16 protein-coding genes and 1 tRNA gene are annotated in these 19,639 nt (G+C 39.9%); 9 read left to right on the forward strand and 8 right to left on the reverse strand.

The window, feature by feature from the left end:
• Positions 1–65: 65 nt before the first annotated feature.
• The 5 genes from ACFSKL_RS13175 to ACFSKL_RS13195 form a co-directional block, all read right to left on the reverse strand.
• Positions 66–1,988, reverse strand: coding sequence for a CHU_0125 family OmpA-like outer membrane integrity protein (locus ACFSKL_RS13175; RefSeq protein ID WP_376886678.1), 1,923 nt, complete (start codon positions 1,986–1,988; stop codon positions 66–68).
• A 55-nt stretch (positions 1,989–2,043) separates the two neighbouring features.
• Positions 2,044–2,559 (reverse strand): hypothetical protein, encoded by a 516-nt coding sequence (locus tag ACFSKL_RS13180; protein WP_376886679.1) that lies wholly within the window; start codon positions 2,557–2,559, stop codon positions 2,044–2,046.
• A gap of 87 nt (positions 2,560–2,646) precedes the next feature.
• Positions 2,647–4,002: an ATP-binding protein gene (locus tag ACFSKL_RS13185; RefSeq protein ID WP_376886680.1), complete on the reverse strand. Its 1,356-nt coding sequence runs from the start codon at positions 4,000–4,002 to the stop codon at positions 2,647–2,649.
• Positions 4,003–4,413: 411 nt separating this feature from the next.
• Positions 4,414–5,205, reverse strand: a complete 792-nt coding sequence (locus tag ACFSKL_RS13190) for a (Fe-S)-binding protein (protein WP_241413647.1) — start codon at positions 5,203–5,205, stop codon at positions 4,414–4,416.
• Between the two features lie 82 nt (positions 5,206–5,287).
• Positions 5,288–6,622 carry a 4Fe-4S dicluster domain-containing protein gene (locus ACFSKL_RS13195; protein ID WP_376886681.1) on the reverse strand — a complete coding sequence of 445 codons (1,335 nt, stop codon included), beginning with the start codon at positions 6,620–6,622 and terminating at the stop codon, positions 5,288–5,290.
• A 106-nt stretch (positions 6,623–6,728) separates the two neighbouring features.
• On the opposite strand from ACFSKL_RS13195, the gene ACFSKL_RS13200 reads away from it, so the two are divergent.
• The 7 genes from ACFSKL_RS13200 to ACFSKL_RS13230 all read left to right on the forward strand — a co-directional run bounded on the left by ACFSKL_RS13200 (position 6,729) and on the right by ACFSKL_RS13230 (position 12,019).
• Positions 6,729–6,801, forward strand: a tRNA-Phe gene (locus ACFSKL_RS13200).
• 206 nt (positions 6,802–7,007) lie between these two features.
• Complete coding sequence (locus ACFSKL_RS13205) at positions 7,008–7,496, forward strand: RNA polymerase sigma factor (protein ID WP_376886682.1); 489 nt, start codon at positions 7,008–7,010, stop codon at positions 7,494–7,496.
• Entirely contained in the window at positions 7,493–7,924 is a 432-nt protein-coding gene (locus ACFSKL_RS13210; protein ID WP_376886683.1) for a hypothetical protein, read from the forward strand. The genes ACFSKL_RS13205 and ACFSKL_RS13210 overlap by 4 nt, the downstream gene beginning before the upstream one ends.
• A 5-nt stretch (positions 7,925–7,929) precedes the next feature.
• Positions 7,930–8,457, forward strand: coding sequence for a DUF4252 domain-containing protein (locus ACFSKL_RS13215; RefSeq protein ID WP_376886684.1), 528 nt, complete (start codon positions 7,930–7,932; stop codon positions 8,455–8,457).
• Positions 8,458–8,894: 437 nt separating this feature from the next.
• Complete coding sequence (locus tag ACFSKL_RS13220; RefSeq protein WP_376886685.1) at positions 8,895–9,377, forward strand: DUF4252 domain-containing protein; 483 nt, start codon at positions 8,895–8,897, stop codon at positions 9,375–9,377.
• A 277-nt stretch (positions 9,378–9,654) separates the two neighbouring features.
• Positions 9,655–10,689, forward strand: coding sequence for a ferrochelatase (hemH, locus tag ACFSKL_RS13225; RefSeq protein ID WP_376886686.1), 1,035 nt, complete (start codon positions 9,655–9,657; stop codon positions 10,687–10,689).
• A 130-nt stretch (positions 10,690–10,819) separates the two neighbouring features.
• The gene (locus ACFSKL_RS13230; RefSeq protein ID WP_376886687.1) at positions 10,820–12,019 is read left to right on the forward strand and encodes a CynX/NimT family MFS transporter; all 1,200 of its coding nucleotides are present in this window, start codon (positions 10,820–10,822) and stop codon (positions 12,017–12,019) included.
• 360 nt (positions 12,020–12,379) lie between these two features.
• On the opposite strand, the gene ACFSKL_RS13235 is transcribed toward ACFSKL_RS13230, so the two are convergent.
• From ACFSKL_RS13235 to ACFSKL_RS13245, 3 genes are all read right to left on the reverse strand, one after another.
• The gene (locus ACFSKL_RS13235; RefSeq protein WP_376886688.1) at positions 12,380–12,760 is read right to left on the reverse strand and encodes a GxxExxY protein; all 381 of its coding nucleotides are present in this window, start codon (positions 12,758–12,760) and stop codon (positions 12,380–12,382) included.
• A gap of 386 nt (positions 12,761–13,146) precedes the next feature.
• Positions 13,147–14,196: an aminotransferase class I/II-fold pyridoxal phosphate-dependent enzyme gene (locus ACFSKL_RS13240; protein WP_376886689.1), complete on the reverse strand. Its 1,050-nt coding sequence runs from the start codon at positions 14,194–14,196 to the stop codon at positions 13,147–13,149.
• 141 nt (positions 14,197–14,337) lie between these two features.
• Positions 14,338–17,697 carry a TonB-dependent receptor gene (locus ACFSKL_RS13245; RefSeq protein ID WP_376886690.1) on the reverse strand — a complete coding sequence of 1,120 codons (3,360 nt, stop codon included), beginning with the start codon at positions 17,695–17,697 and terminating at the stop codon, positions 14,338–14,340.
• 358 nt (positions 17,698–18,055) lie between these two features.
• Here ACFSKL_RS13245 and ACFSKL_RS13250 point away from each other — a divergent pair, with 358 nt between their 5' ends.
• Both ACFSKL_RS13250 and ACFSKL_RS13255 read left to right on the forward strand, forming a co-directional pair.
• Complete coding sequence (locus ACFSKL_RS13250; RefSeq protein ID WP_376886692.1) at positions 18,056–18,739, forward strand: lysoplasmalogenase; 684 nt, start codon at positions 18,056–18,058, stop codon at positions 18,737–18,739.
• A gap of 197 nt (positions 18,740–18,936) precedes the next feature.
• The gene (locus ACFSKL_RS13255; RefSeq protein WP_376886693.1) at positions 18,937–19,608 is read left to right on the forward strand and encodes a hypothetical protein; all 672 of its coding nucleotides are present in this window, start codon (positions 18,937–18,939) and stop codon (positions 19,606–19,608) included.
• Positions 19,609–19,639: the final 31 nt, after the last annotated feature.

Consider the following 19,639-nt stretch of genomic DNA (forward strand, 5'->3'; position numbering starts at 1 on the left):
TTGTATATCAATCAATATCGGACTTTGGGCTAAATAATTGATCCTGAAAATTCAGGAGAATAAAATCATTTTATCTCTATGACTTTAAACTCCGTCCTTCTATTGACTTGATGCTCCTCTTCAGTCTTGGCATTTTCTATGATCAATTGTCGCTTGCCATAGCCTTTGGCTACCAATCTCTCAGCATCTATCCCTTTCGACACAATATAAGCGACTGCCGACTCAGCCCTTCTTTGGGAAAGAGCATCATTGTAGGCATCAGTAGCACGTGCATCTGTATGCGAACTCAGTTCTATTGAGATGGTAGGGTTATCCTTCAAAATCGTCACCAATTTATCCAGCTCCTCAGCTGCATCTGGCCTGATATCGGCTTTATCCAAATCATAATAGATGTTATCCAATACGATGGATTTTTCCAAAATCAAGGCATCCAATATGATTGTGGTATCCAATGTGATATTGGTGACTTCCTGAATCAGGTCTTCCTGTTTTGGTGTTTTCCCCCGGGTATCATATGTGATACTTTTTGAGAAATAGCCACTTTTGGAAGCTATCAGGGAAAAGTTCTCATCTGGGGCAAGGGTAAATCTTACGCGCCCATTCTGATTGGTAAAGTCCCCGCCAGTCATTTTGTTGGATGCATCATACAATGCCACCCTAGTCTGGGGCAAAATCTCCTCTGAACCATCGTCCTTCTTCTCTTTGGTAGTCACATTGAGGAAAACATTGACAACTTTAGGCTTGGGTGTTTTGTCTTCAAAATAGTAAATATCATCATCCCCTTCCCCTCCTTCTCTATTGGAAGTGATAAATCCATCTTGTGGATATCTGGTAAAGAATATCCCAAAATCATCAGCTACCGAATTGATGTTGGCTCCAAGATTTTTCACTACTGTCCCATCCTCTGAAGGCTCAGCAACAAACAGGTCTAATTTGCCAAAACCGGGATGGCCATCAGAAGCAAAGAAAAATTTCCCATCAGGCATCATGCGGGGGAACATTTCATTCCCAGGAGTATTGATTTCGGGGCCTAAATTAACTGGATTTCCAAAGTCTCCATTGGCAAGTTTTGTCGCTTTATAAAGATCAATCCCACCGTATCCGCCAGGTCTGTTGGAGGCAAAATAAAGCACGGAGCCATCTGGACTGAATGCAGGCGTACTGTTCCACCAAAATTCATCTTCATTCAATGGCATCCAAATAGGCTGTGTGAATCCTCCACCCCTAAAATATGATGCAAACAAATGCACATCAGGCAAGTCTTTGTTGGATGTAGAGTTTCCCCTTGCGTAGATAATCGTGTTTCCGTCTGGGCTGATTGCAATTGCACCTTGGTTCAGGCCTTCTTCATTTTTGAATTCTGGCATAGCCTGGATGTTTTGGACATCGACTTTAATCCCATCTGCTCTCGTTCTGAAAAGTTTTGTATAAGGCACACCTGTGGCTGGATAAATCCCAGATGCCTGTCTCGAACTGGTGAAATACAAAAACCCTTCATTCACTATAGGCGAATAATCTGGGCCGGGAGTATTCAGCAATGCATAATTTTGCAATTCAACATAGGGCCAATAATCTTCTATCTCTTCCGTTTTCTGAAGGTTTGCAATTTCCCTATCCAATTCATTCAAATTCCCGTCCTCCAATGTAAGCCCTTTTGCCTGCTTGAAAGCTTCCATCGCCTCTTCAGATTTCCCCTGGTTCTTGTAGCTTTGCCCCAATCGATAATAATTGTCAAAGGAGCCATCCAATTCAGTCAATTTCTCATAATAGACCGCCGATTTTTCGATTCTATTGGAAAGTCTATAGCTTTCTGCCACATAAAAATTCGCCTCTTTATTGTCCGGTTCTTTCTCCAATACCTTGGAAAAGGTGCTAATGGCATATTGATATTCACCAGAAGAAAACTGCTTTTGGCCTTTTTTGAACAAGCTCGTACAAGAAACGCCGAGTAGTCCAACAAAAATGATAAATATGAGACTTCGCTTCATTAGTATAATTAATCGGATTAGGTCTTAATTCTTAAATATAGGATAATTATAATAATTAATTTTCAAAGTATTTGTTTAACCAGCTTTCTTTAGCAGCAATTAGCCAATTATTGTCCAAATCTGCTTTCTCTTTTACGAGGGGGTTGAGTATGAGGGTTTCAGGGTTTACAATACCCGACTTCACACTTTCCTTGATACCAAAGACGGAATTGATTGCTAAATTGTCCTCTGAATCCAAAAACCCAACTTTTCCCTGATCGAGTAGATTGACTCCCAGCTTCTGCTCAATTTCCCGAAGTATTCTCACCGAGCTGTCAATGGAGCAGCCACTGGCTCCCAAGTTACTTTCATCCACAGAAAGGATGATAACCTGGTCAAATTTGATCTCAAAAGAAGTAGGCATCAAAGCTCCGTGGGAATTCCATTGTTCACAGAAAGCCTTCAAATGTGATTTGACCCAAGTCAATTCCTCAGCGGTAAATTTCCTGTCAGACTGGTAAATCCATACCCTTGAATGAGCAGCTATATTTTCAAATTCCAGATACATTTCAAAGCGATTTAATTGTTCCAAAGAATAAGGCTTTTATCCTTACTTTAGTTCTTTTCCTTAACGGATAAATATAATATTTGGGTACATAATAATTTCATTCTTTGAAATTTAAATCCCACCCTCAACAAACATTTGGGCATACACTCCAAGTCTTGTCCCCAAATAATACGGGAGGTTCAGAAGGAGGTATGGTTTCCCGCTTGGCGTAATAGCCTCTTCTTTCAACAATTTCCCACCATAAACCCTCACTGCATAATGATGGTCTGCAGCATCGATAAATTGATGCAATGACCTCAAAGAGCCTGTTGCCCCAGATTTGACTTCAATTGGAATTAACTTATCCTCATAAACATAGACCAAATCAACTTCGGCACTTGACTGTTTTTTCTCCCTTACCCAAAAATTAGGCTTTTGGTCTGTGATGTTTTGGACTGACAACAGTTCTTGTGTTACCAAATGTGGAATCAACGCCCCTTTGAATGCAGGACTCAAATCTTCCATTTTCAACAGCTGTCCTTGAATCCCCAAAGAGTAATTTACCAAACCAGAATCCAAAAACTGCAATCTGGGGGATTTTTTCAAATCGTACTGAACAGGAGGTTTCAAATCAGTAGTTGGATAGATCAACTTAATAACTCTTGCATCGTCCAGAATCCTAAAGCATTCACCAATTTCCCTTGATTTGTAATTAGAGTTGCCGAAACCTTGGAATTTAATCCTTTGATCAAGTGCTAATGGAGCTGCATTCATGATGTGTTTGATAATCTTCCGCTCGGTTTCATTTGAGGTATATTTTTCAATATCATTTTTGTACGTACCCCAAATGCTTTCGTAGGTTGCAGTAAGGTTTGCAAGGTTATTTTTCTCAATATCTGTCTTTACTACTTCTGGCATACCTCCAATAATCGCATACCTGTGAAACAAGTCCATCAATACCTTATGTGCGATTTGCTTCACCGGAAGTTGATTCAATTGCTCCAATACCACATCCTGCCCAATAGCTTCTAGGTATTCAGGAAAATTCAATGGATGAAGATAAAGGAATTGAACTCTTCCAACAGGAAAACTCGAAACCTCTTTCATGGCAAATTCCAATAAAGAACCTGCGGCAACCACATGAAGCTTAGGCATTTCTTCATAGAAATACCTAAGCAACTTGATTGCTTTTGGCGATTCTTGAATTTCATCCAAGAAGAGAAGTGTTTCTCCTAAGTGTTCAATCTTTAAATTATTTGTCAAAAAAATTGCTTCGACAATGCTTTGGACATCATCAAAGTCATCAAAAAATGATTTGTCGGATTCCTTTTCCAAATTCATAGAAATGAAATATGGAAACAATTCCGAAAACTGCTTGATCAAAGTGGTCTTCCCCACTTGTCTTGCACCTCTTATAATTAGAGGCTTTCTATCTACACTCTCTTTCCAGCTAATTAAATGACTGAAAACATGCCTTTTAAAACGCATACCACTTCTTGTTTGTAACAAAGTAAGGGCATTTTTTTCAATTTATTGTAACAAAGTAAGGGTAAATTTTTCAGATTCTTGTAACAAAGTCAGGGCAAATGCTCTTGTTCGCTCTATTTTTGGATGCTCTTATCCCAAATAGAGTCTCTTATGATTCTCGATTTACACTGTAATCATTTCGAAGCGAGGATTACTTCTAGGATTTTTCAATTATAGTTATAGACCTTTTGGTTTGTAGAGGCACAGACCAAGGTAAATCTTTTGTTCTGTGGAGACACAGACCAAGGCAAATCCTGGGCTACCCCCACTTTCAAAAGTTTGCATTTTCTTCATATAAATAAAAGACCTGGCAGGTTTTGAAAACCTGCCAGGTCTGGGCACTAACTGGACACTAAATCGAGTATTCTCAAATCAGATTCCCATATCCTTGGCGATCATTTCTGCCAAATCATAGACTTGGACATCATGTTCCCTCTCTTTATTTTTGACACCATCCGTCATCATAGTCAGGCAGAATGGGCATCCCACTGCTATGGCAGATGCTCCTGTTGCCAATGCTTCCTCAGTCCGCTCTACGTTGATGTCTTTTTTGCCATTCTCAGGTTCTTTGAACATCTGTGCGCCACCTGCACCACAGCAAAGACCTTTTGTCTTGCAACGCTTCATCTCTACCAATTCTACGTCCAATGCCTTGATTACATCCCTGGGGGCTTCGTAGACGTCATTTGCACGGCCTAAGTAACATGAATCGTGGAAAGTGATTTTCTTTCCTTTGAACTCTCCACCTCCCTGGAGCGCCACTTTACCCTCATTGATCAATTGTTGGAGAAATTGTGAATGGTGGATCACTTCATAATTACCCCCCAAAGCTGGATATTCGTTTTTGATGGTATTGAAGCAATGGGGACAAGCTGTGACAACTTTTTTGACTTCATAACCATTCATCACCTGAATATTGGCAACTGCCTGCATTTGGAAAAGAAACTCATTCCCAGCCCTCCTTGCCGGATCTCCTGTACAGGCTTCTTCTGTTCCCAATACAGCGAAGCTTACCCCTACTTTATTCAATATTTTCACAAAAGCCTGGGTGACGGCCTTGTATCTATCATCAAATGAGCCTGCACATCCTACCCAAAAAAGGATTTCGGGACTTTGTCCTGATGCGGCCATCTCGGCCATGGTTGGTACTTTATATGTTGACATAATTTAGATATGAGATATGAGACTTTAGATATGAGACTAAAAAAGGTTTTCTTATGTCTCACTTCTTTTGTCTTGTGTCTATTTATTTTACTTCTTCTTCCTTTACTTTCTCTGCCCAGTTGAACCTGTCAGATGGGGAAAATTTCCATGGGGAAAAGCTCGTTTCCATATTTTGGAACATGGCATTCCATTGGGCAGGTGTACCTGATTCTTCCATGGCCACATATCTTCTCATTTGAAGAATGATTGACAATGGGTCTATATTTATAGGGCAAGCTTCCACGCAGGCATTGCAGGAAGTACATGCATTGATTTCTTCTTTGGTGGTATAATCTCCCAAAAGCGACTTTCCATCTTCCAAACCTGGCCCACCTGCATCAATACTTTTGCCCACTTCTTCCGCCCGGTCTCTGACATCCATCATGATCTTCCTCGGCGACAATTTTTTCCCAGTGATATTGGCTGGACATTCTGCTGTACATCTACCGCATTCGGTACAACTGTAGGCATTCATCACATTGACCCAACTCAGATCATTGACATCCTTAGCACCAAACCTGCTGATTTCGGCAGGCGGCTCTTGACTTCCTTCAACAGGAATCCCCAACATCATGTTCACTTCATTGGTCACTTCAGGCATATTGTTGATCTCCCCCTTTGGCTTCAGGTTCGAATACCAAGTATTGGGGAACGCCAAGAAAATATGTAGATGCTTGGAATACGTCACGTAAATGGCAAATGCCAAAATCCCAACAATGTGAAACCACCAAGCAAACCTCTCTATAATCACCAATGCCGTATCTCCCATATTGATAAAGAAGGGCTGGATCATGTCACTAAAGAAAAGGCCATTCAGTAAAGTATAACCCTCCACTCCCCTGGTTGCCAATATTTGATCTGTGGCATTCATGGTCAAGATGGCAAACATCAATACGATTTCTATAATCAAAATCAGATTGGCATCCAATGCTGGCCAGCCGATCAATTCCGCCTTGGTCAAGCGCTCCACCCTCGTGACATTTCTCCTAATCAAAAAAGCAAAACACGAAACCAATACAGCTATTGCCAAAAACTCAAAGATATTCATGGCAACGCCATAAAAACCTCCCAAGAAAGGCGCAAAGATTCTATGGCTTCCCGTGATGCCATCAATGACAAACTCCAATACTTCCAGATTGATGATAATAAAAGCGACATATATCAACAGGTGCAGAAAGGCCGGGATGATTCGCTTAAACATCTTCTTCTGTCCAAAAGCCACCAAAAGCATCGTTTTCCAACGCTCTTCCGGCTGATCGTTTCTCAATTCTGCCTTGCCTAGAAATATGTTTCTTTTGAGATAGGTGACTCTCTTATACAGAATGAAACCTGCCATGGCAAATATCAGCAAAAAAACTATCTGAGGTAAAATGCTCATATTGTTTATATTAGTGTGTTTTGATTGAAATATTTATATTTTTTTTGGTCGATTCATTTGCAAGAAAGCAACAAATATCTACCTTTGCATCACTTTAAACGGTAAAGGTGATGTAGCTCAGTTGGTAGAGCATCGGACTGAAAATCCGTGAGTCGGTGGTTCGAATCCACTCATCACCACAAGCCTCGATTCTGTCGGGGCTTTTTTTATGCCTTTTTCTTTCTGTTTGTTGATTTTTAGGGTTCATTGTTTCCATTGTTGACAGTGCAAAATAATAAATAGTAGGCATGCATACTATTTATTCCAATAATTTAAATTGAGTCTAAGTTGATATTTTTTTTCAAATTGCTGTAACATTTCCAAAACCAATGTATTACCTACCTGAATGAAGACATTTTTTGAAGCACATATCTGGCCTCTAAAAAGCAAGCTATACCGCATGGCTTATCTCTGGGTAAAAGACAGAGATGTCGCCAATGATATGCTGCAACAGGTTTTTGAAAAGGCTTGGCTCCAAAGAAATGATCTTCAGAAAATGGACAATCCAACCGGATGGATGGTACGAAGCCTGAAAAACGAAAGCTTACAACATTTCCGGTCAAACAAAAGACTGGAACCTTTGGGAGAAGGAGAAATTGAGTTTGAAGATGAGCACATCGAACAAGATGAAAATATCCCGGAACAGTTGAAGCTGGTGTTTGGGTTTCTTGAGAAACTGCCCGACAAACAAAGGGAGGTGTTCCAGCTTCGTGAAGTGGAAGGGCTGAGCTATGAGGAAATCGCCGAATACCTGGAAGTAAGTTTGGATCAAGTGAAAGTAAACCTTCACAGAGCAAGAAAATCATTACGGACATATTTGATGAACCAGAGATGAAAGAGGAATTAGAGATATTGATGGATAAATATTGGAATGGAGAAACCTCGGTAGAAGAGGAGAAAACACTCCGAAAACTCCTTGCCAATGCAGAAGGCTACGATTCCGAAAAAGCATTTTTCTTGGGAATAGAAGATATTTCAGAAATGAAAGAGAGCCGATTGCCTCATCCAAGCCAAAAGAAGAACCTATGGTTACCATTTTGGATGAATATTGCGGCAGGCCTGATCATATTCATTGTTTCGGGTTGGGCCATCTATCAAGCACAGCAACACAAAGCGGAACAAGAAGCCTATAGGGAAGTCATGCAGGCGTTTGCTTTGATCAATTCCCAACTGGAAAAAGGAACCAGTAGCATGCAGGTGATGCAAGATTTCAAGCATTTGAATGCTCCCCAAGAATTATTTCAGACAAAAGAAGAAAATTAAGCATTATGAAAAGAATTATTTTAATCCTGCCTCTATTCCTGATCGTCTCGGGACTACAGGCACAAGATGATGCAATCGTCAAGTTTTTCTCCAAATACATGGATGATGACCGCTTTTCAAGAGTCTACATCAGCCCAAAAATGATGCAGATGGCTGGAGGATTTCTCAAGTCAAACGATGGCAATACAGATAAAGAGGCCGCTGATCTGGGAGAACTAATCACCAAAGTAAGGGGGATAAGAATTCTCACCGCTGACAAAATCAATGGCAAACCACTCTACAGCGAAGCCATGTCAACGCTGAGCAAAAACAAATATGAAGAGCTGATGGATATCCAGGACAAATCCTCCAGTGTAAAGTTCATGGTGCGTGAAGAAGGTGGCAGGGTTCGGGAACTGCTGATGATCACAGGTTCGGCAGAAAACTTCACCCTGCTCAGCATGCTGGGGAATTTCACCTATGAAGACCTCAATATCTTGGCTGACAAGACCAATATTCCGGGGATGGACAAGTATAAAAAAGGAGGTAAGTGAGGAAGAAGCGTGAGGTGAGAAGCGAGAGGCGAGAAAAAAACGAGTGTGCTTTTTACGACTACGTCACCTCGACGACAGGAGAGGTCTCCTTCCTTCTTTGTACAAAGAAGTGGGAACATTAAAAGTATATATAAATATCAATTCGAGATTTCTTCCCGCAATCCTGCGGGACAGGCTCCACGCCTCCCTAAAGTAAGGTAAATTCGAAATGACCACCAGGTCACATCGATCCCGAAAGCATTCCGGAGAGAGGTCTCTTTACTTGGAGAAAAAAGAGGCAAGTAAATCCTAGATATTAAAATAAAAAGAATAAATAAAGTCTTTGCGGTCTTTGCGCCTTTGCGGTATTGCGTAATTCTACGTGAGAGGATTTGCGAGAATACTAAAGAAAATAGAATCTCATTTACAAAACACATCAAACAAATAATTCCAACAATATGAAAAAGCACTTGATTTTAATAGCAGCCTTATTAATGCTAATCGCCCAGAACAGTTTTGCCCAGAGCAAATCGGTAGAGGCTTTGTACCAAAAACATAAAGGCAACCCCGACTTCTTCCACATGGACCTTGGGGGGAATTTTATGAATTTTGCCAAAGGCTTCAACATCAACCTTGATGAAGACCAATCCTCCCTGCTAACAAAATCCCTCGAAAAAGTAAAGCTTTTCAAACTTCCAGCGGTAGCCAGTTCCAAAGCTGAATTTATGGGGCTTCAAAAAGGGCTGGAGAAAGAGAAATTTGACCTGATGATGGAAATGAGCGAAAAAAACAACAATGTGATGATCTATACCAAAGGCAATTCAAAAATCAATGACATCGTCCTGATGGTAAATGACAAAAACAGCGACTTCATCATTATCGAACTCAAAGGGGACTTTGATTCGAAGATGCTCTCCGATGTAGGTAAAAAAATAAAGTAAACATTCTTCGATATTTGAGATCTATCCAGAAAAGAAAGGCATCTCATAGGAATCAATGGCATGAGAAATATTGTACTGTCCGCCAAACCATTCTACACCTTACTTTTTGCTTCATCAGACAAAATCTTAGTTTAGTTGTAAGTGGGCTCTCCGGAGCCTGCTTTTTTTTTGTTTTATTGATTTGTCAATGGGACTTTGAATTTTTCGATTATTTTATTCTAACCAAAGGATGTATTTTTGGTTCTGAATATGAATTCTTTTCGTATATACCTTCATTATGACTAAAAACAAAGCAAAAATCGGCGTTCTCTTAGTAAATCTTGGTACACCTGACAGTACTGCCACTGGAGATGTAAGAAAATATTTAAGGGAATTCCTGATGGATGGGAGGGTGATTGACATTCCCTATATCCCAAGATGGATGCTGGTAAACTTGATTATTGCACCTTTTCGGGCACCGAAATCTGCCAAGGAATACCGTAAATTATGGACTGAGAGGGGCTCTCCATTGCTTTTTCATACCGAAGACCTAAGGGATAAACTGATCCCCAAATTAGACCCCGAGAAATACCTCGTCGAAATAGCCATGCGCTACCAGACCCCAAGCATCGAGGATGGACTCCAAAAGCTGAATAAAGCCAATGTCCAAAAAATCATTGTTTTGCCCCTTTTCCCCCAGTATGCCTCTGCCACCAACGGTTCGGTAGCTGATCGCGTGATGGAAATAGCAAGGACATGGCAAATTATCCCAAACATCACTTTTGTAAACAATTTTGTGGAGCACCCATTATTCTTGGAAGCTTGGGCAGAATTGGGAAGGGAAATGATGGAAAAGGATGCATACGACATGTATCTATTCTCTTACCATGGCTTACCGGAAAGACAGATCAAAAAAGGCTCTGTGGACGGATACTGCCAACTCTCCGATAAATGTTGCAGCAACTACACCAAAAAGAACCAGTTTTGTTATCGGGGGCAGTGTTTCCACACGACGAGATTGCTCGCGGCCAAGCTTGGCTTGCCTGAAGAAAAAGTTATGACATGCTTTCAATCCAGGCTGGGCAAAGATCCATGGATCAAACCATATACCGAAGACGTGATCAAAGAATTGGCTGAAAAAGGCATCAAAAAAGTACTTGTATTCTCCCCTGCTTTCGTAGCAGATTGCCTAGAGACTACCGTAGAGGTTGGAGAGGAGTACAAAGAAGAGTTTGAGGAATTGGGAGGAGAGAAATGGGATTTGGTGCCAAGTTTGAATTCAAGCGACACTTGGGTGGCATGTGTGAAGGATTTGGTGGAGACGAATAGTTAAATTGGTCGACGGTCGACGGTCGACGGTCAACGGTCGACAGAAAAGCCCTCAATAAAAAAAGGTTCGTGAATGAAGTAAAAGCTTAGCACAAACCTTTAATCTTTCCCAAATTGCGGATCAATTACATACCATGCCTGAAAAACAAACCAAACAAGCACTTTACAGCAGACCGGGCTTCCTATTCTTAGGCATCATGCTGGTGGCCTTCAACCTCCGTCCCTCCATCACTGCAATCGGACCATTGATTCCTATGATCCGGGAAGATTTGGGCTTATCGAATGGCTGGGCAGGATTTTTGACGACATTGCCATTATTGACTTTTGCCACATTTTCACTGTTTTCGGCAGCTATTGGAAAAAAACTGGGCAATTCACAGGCTATTTTATTGGCACTACTTATCCTACTGATAGGTTCAATTGTACGGGTTTTGGGAGGTCCGCATTGGCTGTACATTGGTACGGGGCTCACAGGGATAGGCATTGTCATCTGCAATGTTTTGCTCATCCCTTTGATAAAAAACCGTCTGCCCAAAAAAATCGGTATTGTCACTGCATCCTATACTACCGGAATGACTTTGACAGCAGCCATTGCTTCAGGTATCAGTGCACCTCTGGCCATTGATCTGAACCTGGGCTGGCAAGGTTCTCTTTTGCCTTGGGCTGGGTTGATCATACTTGGGATCATCATCTGGTCGCCACAAGCCAAGTTTCCCAAACCGAATATCAATATGCATGCCAATGAAGTAAAGATCAATGTTTGGAAATCCAGGCTTGCTTGGCAAGTAAGTCTATTTATGGGAATTCAGTCTTTATTGTTTTTCACAATAGTTGCTTGGCTTCCCGATATGATGATCACAAGAGGTCTGAGTCCTGTAGAAGCTGGTGTATTGATGTCATTGATACAGTTAATAGGCCTGATTGGCACTTTTATTTCGCCTATCATCGCAGTCAAATTCAAAAACCAAGTGGGGATCATACTGGTGCTGGGAAGTATGTATTTGATTGGTTTCAGCTCGCTTTTCGTCCATATCCTCTGGGTCAATTATGTAGGGCTGACATTGGTGGGCTTAGGGATGGGATCCAGCATTTCCCTAGCGTATACCTTGATCGGCCTGAGAACAGGCAGCGAAAAAGTCACCGCCTCCCTCTCCGGAATGTCCCAATCCGCGGGCTACTATTTGGCTGCCTTGGGGCCTTTACTGTTTGGCGTTGCCTTTGACATCTTTGGTAACTGGGATCACCTTATCTATCTGATGCTTGCGTGTACATTGTTGTTTACATTTTTTGGAGTAAAGAGCGGAAGGGCGAGGGTGATTGGAATTAGGGATTGAAAAATTGGAAAATTGGAAGATTCTGGAATTGTTGAAAGAGCTTGGTCGCCGTGGTGGATTGTAAGGTTGGCTGACGCAAAATAAAATTCACCACAAAGGACACCAGGGTGGCACTAAGGACACTAGGAGGTTGATTCTATGGGTTAAGCTCTGTGACCCTTGTGAAAGCTTTGTGAACTCCGTGGTTAATCCTTAGAAATTTTTACCACAAAGGACACCAAGGTAGCACAAAGAGCACTAGGAGACCGTCTCTATGGTGAAACTTTGTGTCCCTTGTGAAACCTTCGTGAACTCCGTGGTTAAACTTGAGGACATTTTACCACAAAGGGCTCCAAGGTTAAACGAAGGACAAAAACAATCTTATAAATCACCATTGATCACCCTTTTTACCCCATGCTTTAGTAAGGTGACATTAAAATTTATCAACATACCAAGTTTACATCCCGACAATTTCAAATAAGTTAAAACCTGTGCTAAATGAATATCATTAAGTGCGTCAACCGATTTGATTTCAACAACAAATTTGTTTTCGATCATCAAATCAACTCTATATCCTACTTCAAGAAACACATCTTCATATATTAATGGTAAAGCCCTTTGTTTAACAACATTGAGATTGCACTTCCTAAGTTCAAAATAAAGACATTCTTCATAAGCACTTTCAAGTAATCCTGGACCAAGATTTTTATGCACCTTTAAAGCAGAATCAAAAACTATCCTAGCTATCTCATTTTCATTCATAACCTTTAAAAAAATGTTTCAGGAATTTAACAAAAATAAAAAACAATCCTAGAATTCTAACTGACATTTTTCTTGTGTCCCTTGTGAAACCTTTGTGAACTCCGTGGTTAAACTTGAGGACATTTTACCACAAGGGACACCAAGGTGGCACTAAGGACACTAGGAGGTTGATTCTATGGCTAAACTTTGTGACCCCTGTGAAACCTTTGTGATCTCCGTGGTTAAACACTAGAACATTTTACCACGAAGGACTCCAAGGTGGCACAAAGAGCACTAGGAGACTGCCTCTATGGTTAAACTTTGTGACCCCAGTGAAAGCTTTGTGATCTCCGTGGTTATCCTCCCCCATTCTTTGTACATCATACTTGGTACATTGTACAACAAAACTACTTCATCAAAGCATCCTTCAAATCCAGTAAATCTTTTTCTTCATGCCACGCTGAAATGACTATTCTGTGGACGGGAGGGTGGTTTGGTGTTGGGTAGGAAAAAGAAGAGATGACAATATTGCTATCCAGGAGATTTTGTACGATGCGATCATCATATGACCGAAAAACCGGGAAGTCCTGACCGCTGGAATGTAAATCCAGGCCATTTGCGATTGATTTAAAAAAGACAATGTTATTATTTAGCCTTTCCTGCTGATACTTATAAATCTCCTGCGCATTCAAAAATGCCCAAAGGTATGCTGGTGGTGGTGGCGAAGCTCCACGGAAAACAGCCTGCCCGGACAACTTCTGTATCACCTCTTGGTCACCCAGCACTATTCCAGCAGGAATGCCCAATCCTTTCCCCAAGGATCCAGAGATGATCAAACGGACAGGCAACCGCTTCCATAATGGGTAAGTTCCGAAGATATCTACCCCTACTGTACCAAAAGCATGGCTATCATCTATCAGCAGGTTGTATTCGTTTGATTGGGGCAACTGGGCAATCCATGAGAAATCGTGGATTTCAGGCTTGAGTGCATCTACCGCATTGGCAAGGATGAGGATCTTTTTTCCACTATTGCTGTCGGCGTATTTTTGACAGGCTTTTATCCAATCTTTGGCATTGGGGTAAATATGTTGGCGATAGGCTTTGGGAAGTACTGCCGGATGGGTATCAGGTGCGATAAAAACCGCATCGGCTTCATCTTCCAATAATGATGTAATTGCATGTCCAGCCAAAAAACCACTGCTAAAAACCAGAGCCATCTCTGCACCAGCTTGCATTGCAAAGAAGTCTTCAAACTCCCTGTATATGCTTAGCCGCACATTGTTGATCCTACTCAGCCCATGGTTGACACCGAAATGCTGCATGCCCATATTGACAAAATCGGCAAAACCATCAGATGCCGACATTCCCAAATAGGATGTCCCACTAAAGTAGAGGCACTCCCGTCCATCCACCCAGATGCTGCGGTTGATTTTATGATTTTGAAAAATTGGATCCATAGCTTAGGGTGTGAAGATATGAAATTGCAATGAAAATGGTCATATGAAAAGTGGCAGTTTTGGAAATGAATAGAAAAAGAGCATAAAAAAAACCCTCAATTGCTTGAGGGTTTTTTGATATAAAAGTTTATTGTTGAAATATTAGAATATATATCTAAGACCTATTTGCATACTCCATGTAGTTTGGAATCCAAAGGCATTGTTGAAAGGAGTAGTAGGTAATGCACCTGAAACTCTGTTCATATTTACATTTGGATTAGCGCTAACAGCACCTGATCTTGACAATAGGCTTTGAGCGCCATTTAGGTTTTCTTGAATCCCCCACTCATTATTCAACATATTAGCAAAATTAACTATATCCAAAGATACTTGTAATGTATTTTTTCTACCTCCGATATTTGTATAAATATCTTGAAGAACTCTAACATCAAATCTGTTCAACCAAGGCCTTAGGAAAGCATTTCTTGGCACATATTGCCCTCTATATTTCTCAAGACCATTTTCAGACACAAAAGCATCGAATGCAGCTCTTTGCTCAGCAGCTGTGAACACAACATTTCCATCTTGAACAATGTCAACAAAGTTTAAAGAGGAAGTATTTGTTGGAAGGAACAACAAATCAGCATTGATTCCGTCACCATTCCAATCATTTCCATACACATAAGAGAATCTTCCTTGGTGTGAACCATTGTAGAATACACCGAAAGTAGTTGCAAAGTTATTACCATATTCAACTCTATAATTCAAATCCGCAACTACTCTATGAGGTAACGCAAAGTTTGAAATATGAAGCATTTGATCATTTGGACTATTTATTGTCGGGCTACCACCCCATGCAGACTGTGCAGAAGATCCTGCATTAGCAGACACCTCCTCAGCTGCTGAATAAGTATAATAAACACCTGCTGAAAAGCCCCTATAGTTAGGCACAGTAATACCAGCTGTTGCACTAAATGCATATCCTTTGATAGATGTGTTTGTTAATATAGTAGCATTGTTAGCTCCCATTACTGAATTATATGCCACTGAAGTACCTGGAAGAACTACTTCCCTTGTATCACCATAATCCCCAGGGCCGGTGGCACCATAGTTCATTCTATTTATAGATCTTGCTCTATTAGCACCAAATTGGAAAGCTGCATTGATATCCCTTGTGTAAAGTAGGTCTGTTGTCAAAACAAATGGAGTACCAGGAAGTTTGTAATCAGCTCCTAAGCTAGATCGCCAAACCATCGGCATTCTAAAGTTTCTATCAACCAATGAGAATGATCCTGGAGCACCTCCTTGTGGAGTCCTAATAAATACATTCTCTCCACCTGCAGGAGGATTATTAACCCAGTGGTATTGGTCAGTATTGAAAGTAATATTTCCAATCCACGGCGCTACATCTGCATAACTTCCTGGCTCAACTGAATTTTGAAGTACTCCAGAAGCTGTTGGCATATTTGTCAACCATACGAAAGGAACTCTTCCAGAGAAAACACCAGTCCCTCCTCTTATAATCAAAGATCTATCACCATTTACATCATAGTTAAAACCTAACCTTGGAGATAACATAACTCTAGATTTTGGCCATGTTCCAGAATCATAATTCGTAGGCATACCAAATTGGTTCTGTAACGTAATTGCGTTAATAGACAAGTTAGGAGTCAATTCATTCATATAAATAGGCAATTCAGCTCTCAAACCTGCAGTAACGGTCAATCTATCATTAACACTGTATCTATCTTGAATGTAAGCAGATGCTAAACCAAAATTAACTCTAGCGTAAGTTTCTTGACCTTCATAAGGATAAGTAACACCAAACATAATTGGAGCAACTTCATTAGGAGTTCCGGTGGTCAAAAAGTCTTCAACAGAAGCATATCTATAATAGGAAGAACCTAATCTTACAAATGAGTTGCCAAAGTTTTGCAATTCAAATGCAACACCTGCAGTAATTGTATGCTTTCCTTCAATATAAGTCAAGTTGTTAATAATGGAAGCATTATTATTGATCACATCATTGTTGAAAGAAAATAACTCAGTACCAAAAGAAATATAGTTTCTAGTACCATCACCTCTTCCACCATCCCAAATATCAACAAAAGGAAATAAAGTAGAACTAGTAGGAATTCTAGTATCTTGAATTCTTGAATAAGTTGCCAATAATTGATTAGACACTTTAGGTGAGATAAAACTGTTCAATTCGGCAGTTACCGATCTTACTGAGTTTTCAAAAGCAAAATTTCCATTTTCAAAAGTAATAGAGTTTTGAGAAACCCTAGAAGCATCATTTGGGCTTCTAGGGAAAGGTCCTGATGTTCCATTAGCTAGTTGATTTGAATTTCCCACAACTTGGTTATATCTTACTGCAAGCTTATGTTTATCGCTGATATTCCAGTCAATTCTTGCAAGTATTTTTGTATTAAACTGAAATGCTTCATTTGCATATCCTTCATATCTCCCTGGTTCGTAACCCCATACATCTCTGAGATGATTTCCTACAAGTTCCAATTCAGATCTTCTTACTCTAGAAATGTTATTATCAGGATCTGCCACTCCATTTTCAGATGGTCTCCAAAGGTTTGTACCTGAAGCATTCGCACCTGTCAGATTTTCTCTTTCAGCATTAACAAAGAAAAATAGTTTATTTTTGATGATCGGTCCACCAAGTCTAAAACCAAAGTTTTCAGTCCCAGCATCTACTACTGGAATCTCATTATCACCTATTTTATTTCCTTGCAGATCTTGGTTTTTAGCAAAGTAATATGCAGATCCTTGGAATGTATTTGTACCAGATTTTGTAACTGCATTAATACCAGCACCTGTAAAACCAGATTGCGTTACATCAAAAGGCGCTATATTTACTGTTATTTCTTCAATTGCATCAAGAGAAATTGGTTGTGCTTGACCACCAGGCAAAGGATTTCCACTTAAACCAAAACCATTATTGAAGTTAGATCCATCAACTTGAAGGTTGTTGTATCTTGAATCTCTACCAGCGAATGAAGTTCCATTAGCTTGTGGCGTCAATCTTGTAAATTCTGTAACAGAACGGTTAATTTGAGGTAGTGCATTTAATTTCTCTTGAGAAATGTTAGTCGCAGTACCAGTTCTGTTTGAATCAAAGTCACCAGTTCTGGAACCAGTAATCACAACTTCAGATAAGTCTGTACTATCATCAGTTAATACTGCATTCAATGAATAAGGCTCTCCTAACCTTAAGTTGATATCTGTGTAAGACTGGGTTCTATATCCAATAAAACTTATTTGGATAGTATAAGGTCCACCAATTCTTAGATTTGGCATTGTAAATCTACCATCTAAGTTGGTGACAGCACCGTAACGTGTGCCCGATGGCTCATGAACAGCAACAACATTTGCACCTGGAAGTGTTTCCCCTGATTCATCGGAAACAATTCCTTGTACAGAACTCGTTGTCACTTGCCCGAATGCTGTACCCATCGCAAATACGACAAGTACAAATGCAAAAAGACTCTTTAGTAATGATTGCCTCATAATTTTTGTTTTTTGTGGAAAATTTGAAATTCAGTTTTAGGATTACTTAGGTTTTCCGAGTACAAATGTATAGGACTTATACAAGTATTTTTTTTTGTAATTGTTAAGTTTTAACATTATTTCACAATAATACTTAACAATTTCTTAACATTGAAAAAAGAAGGAAATTTTCTTTTTGACTGATTTTTTGAATTTCAAACGGTTTAAACCCAGTTGAATCCCGCTTATTTTGAAATTTAGTTTGCATGACACTTTTTATGTTAAGTTTTCTTTATGGTAATGTTAACAGCTACCGATTGGTTTTGAAATCCGGAAATGTATCGCAATATTGAGGTCTTTGATCTAATTCTGCCTTCTCATGAAAAATAAAAACATCTATTGGCTTTACCTGTATCTAATAGTAGGAATTGTAGACCTGGCGCTGACTGCACAAGGCAACAATGACATGAGACTTTATTCCAAACCTTTGATCATCATTCCGCTTGCCATATACTTCTATCAAATCAGCAAAAACTTAGCTGGTTCAATTTTGAGAAAAACCATGGTAGCTGCTTTGCTATTTTCTTGGATTGGTGATATAGTCCTCCTGTTTCCCCAATTGTTTCTTTACGGGCTTGGTGCATTTCTGATGGCGCATATTTGTTATGTGATCAGCTTCAAGCTTAGCCAGTCCAAACCATTTGAAATTGGACAGGTGAATTTTATCAGGTTGTTTCTTTACAACCTCCCCATATACCTCCCGGCAGCCTTGGTCTATTATTTGATCAATCCCAACCTAGGGGAAATGAAAATCCCTGTCATCATCTATATGCTGGTCATCTTGACCATGGCCACCACAGCACGTGAACGTTTCAAAAAAACCAAGCCAGAAAGCTTCTGGCTAGTATTTATTGGCGCATTTATTTTTATGGTTTCTGATGGGATTTTGGCTTTAAATATGTTTTTCGAGCCCTTTCCAGAATCTGCCGTCTTGGTGATGGGGACATATCTGCTTGCCCAATTATTAATTGTAATGGGAATAAGGGCGCATTATGTTGATTGATTCGCTATATTGAAAACTCTTCAAGGCTATCAACCCTTGAAGAGTTTCTTGAACCAATGATGTTTTATAACAAGAAGAATCATCAGGTGTTTTTTTAAGTATTTAAGAAGTTTCTTTAAAAATATTTACAAGATTTTTCAGATTTTCCAACAACTTTAAACTATCATTACCGTAATTTGCTATAAACAAGATACAACATGAAAAAACCAACTCTTCTTTTGATAATTGTGACTCTTTTAAGTCATTTTTCTTTTGCACAATCAGACAACTGGAATTTAGCGGGGTTTACACCTGCCGGGGAAGTCGAAATTCTAGATGACCTGAGTGAAGCTGAAAATCTCCAAAAAGGTGAATTGATTTTCGCCAAAGCCAAAGGTGTATTTTCCATTTCTCCAATAAATACTATAAATAACCGTGCTCTCTTAAAATTGAAAAGTGAAGCATCCTTGAGAGGAGCAAGCCATATCTTTATAGACTATAGAAATATTGAGAATTCAGTCGTTTCCAAATCTTCCATGTACTCAGCGAGGATATACAAACAGGAGCAAGTCTCCATAGCTGAAGTCAAAAAGGCCATCGAAGGCAAAAAGCTTTTGATAAAAATGGAGACAAAATATTCAAGAAATGGCTGGAAAGCATCAGTCTACAAGGTGAACGATTTTATCAACATAAATCTGAATGCTCCATTGGAAGAAAAAAATGGCAAAGTATACATTAAACTCAGGAATAAAGATGGGGATCCCAAAAGTGGAAGATACGAAGGTAGCTATTTATATGAAATAGTCGCCTCTGAAGGAAATAGACTGTTGGTTTTTAAAGAGAATATCAAGGGGACATCCATGTCTCTCCTTGGCGTTGAGATTGAATAAACTTCAATAAAAAAGGAGTAGGTGAAAATCA

This window comes from Belliella marina (assembly GCF_042682445.1).
In the GTDB taxonomy this organism is placed as follows: domain Bacteria; phylum Bacteroidota; class Bacteroidia; order Cytophagales; family Cyclobacteriaceae; genus Belliella; species Belliella marina.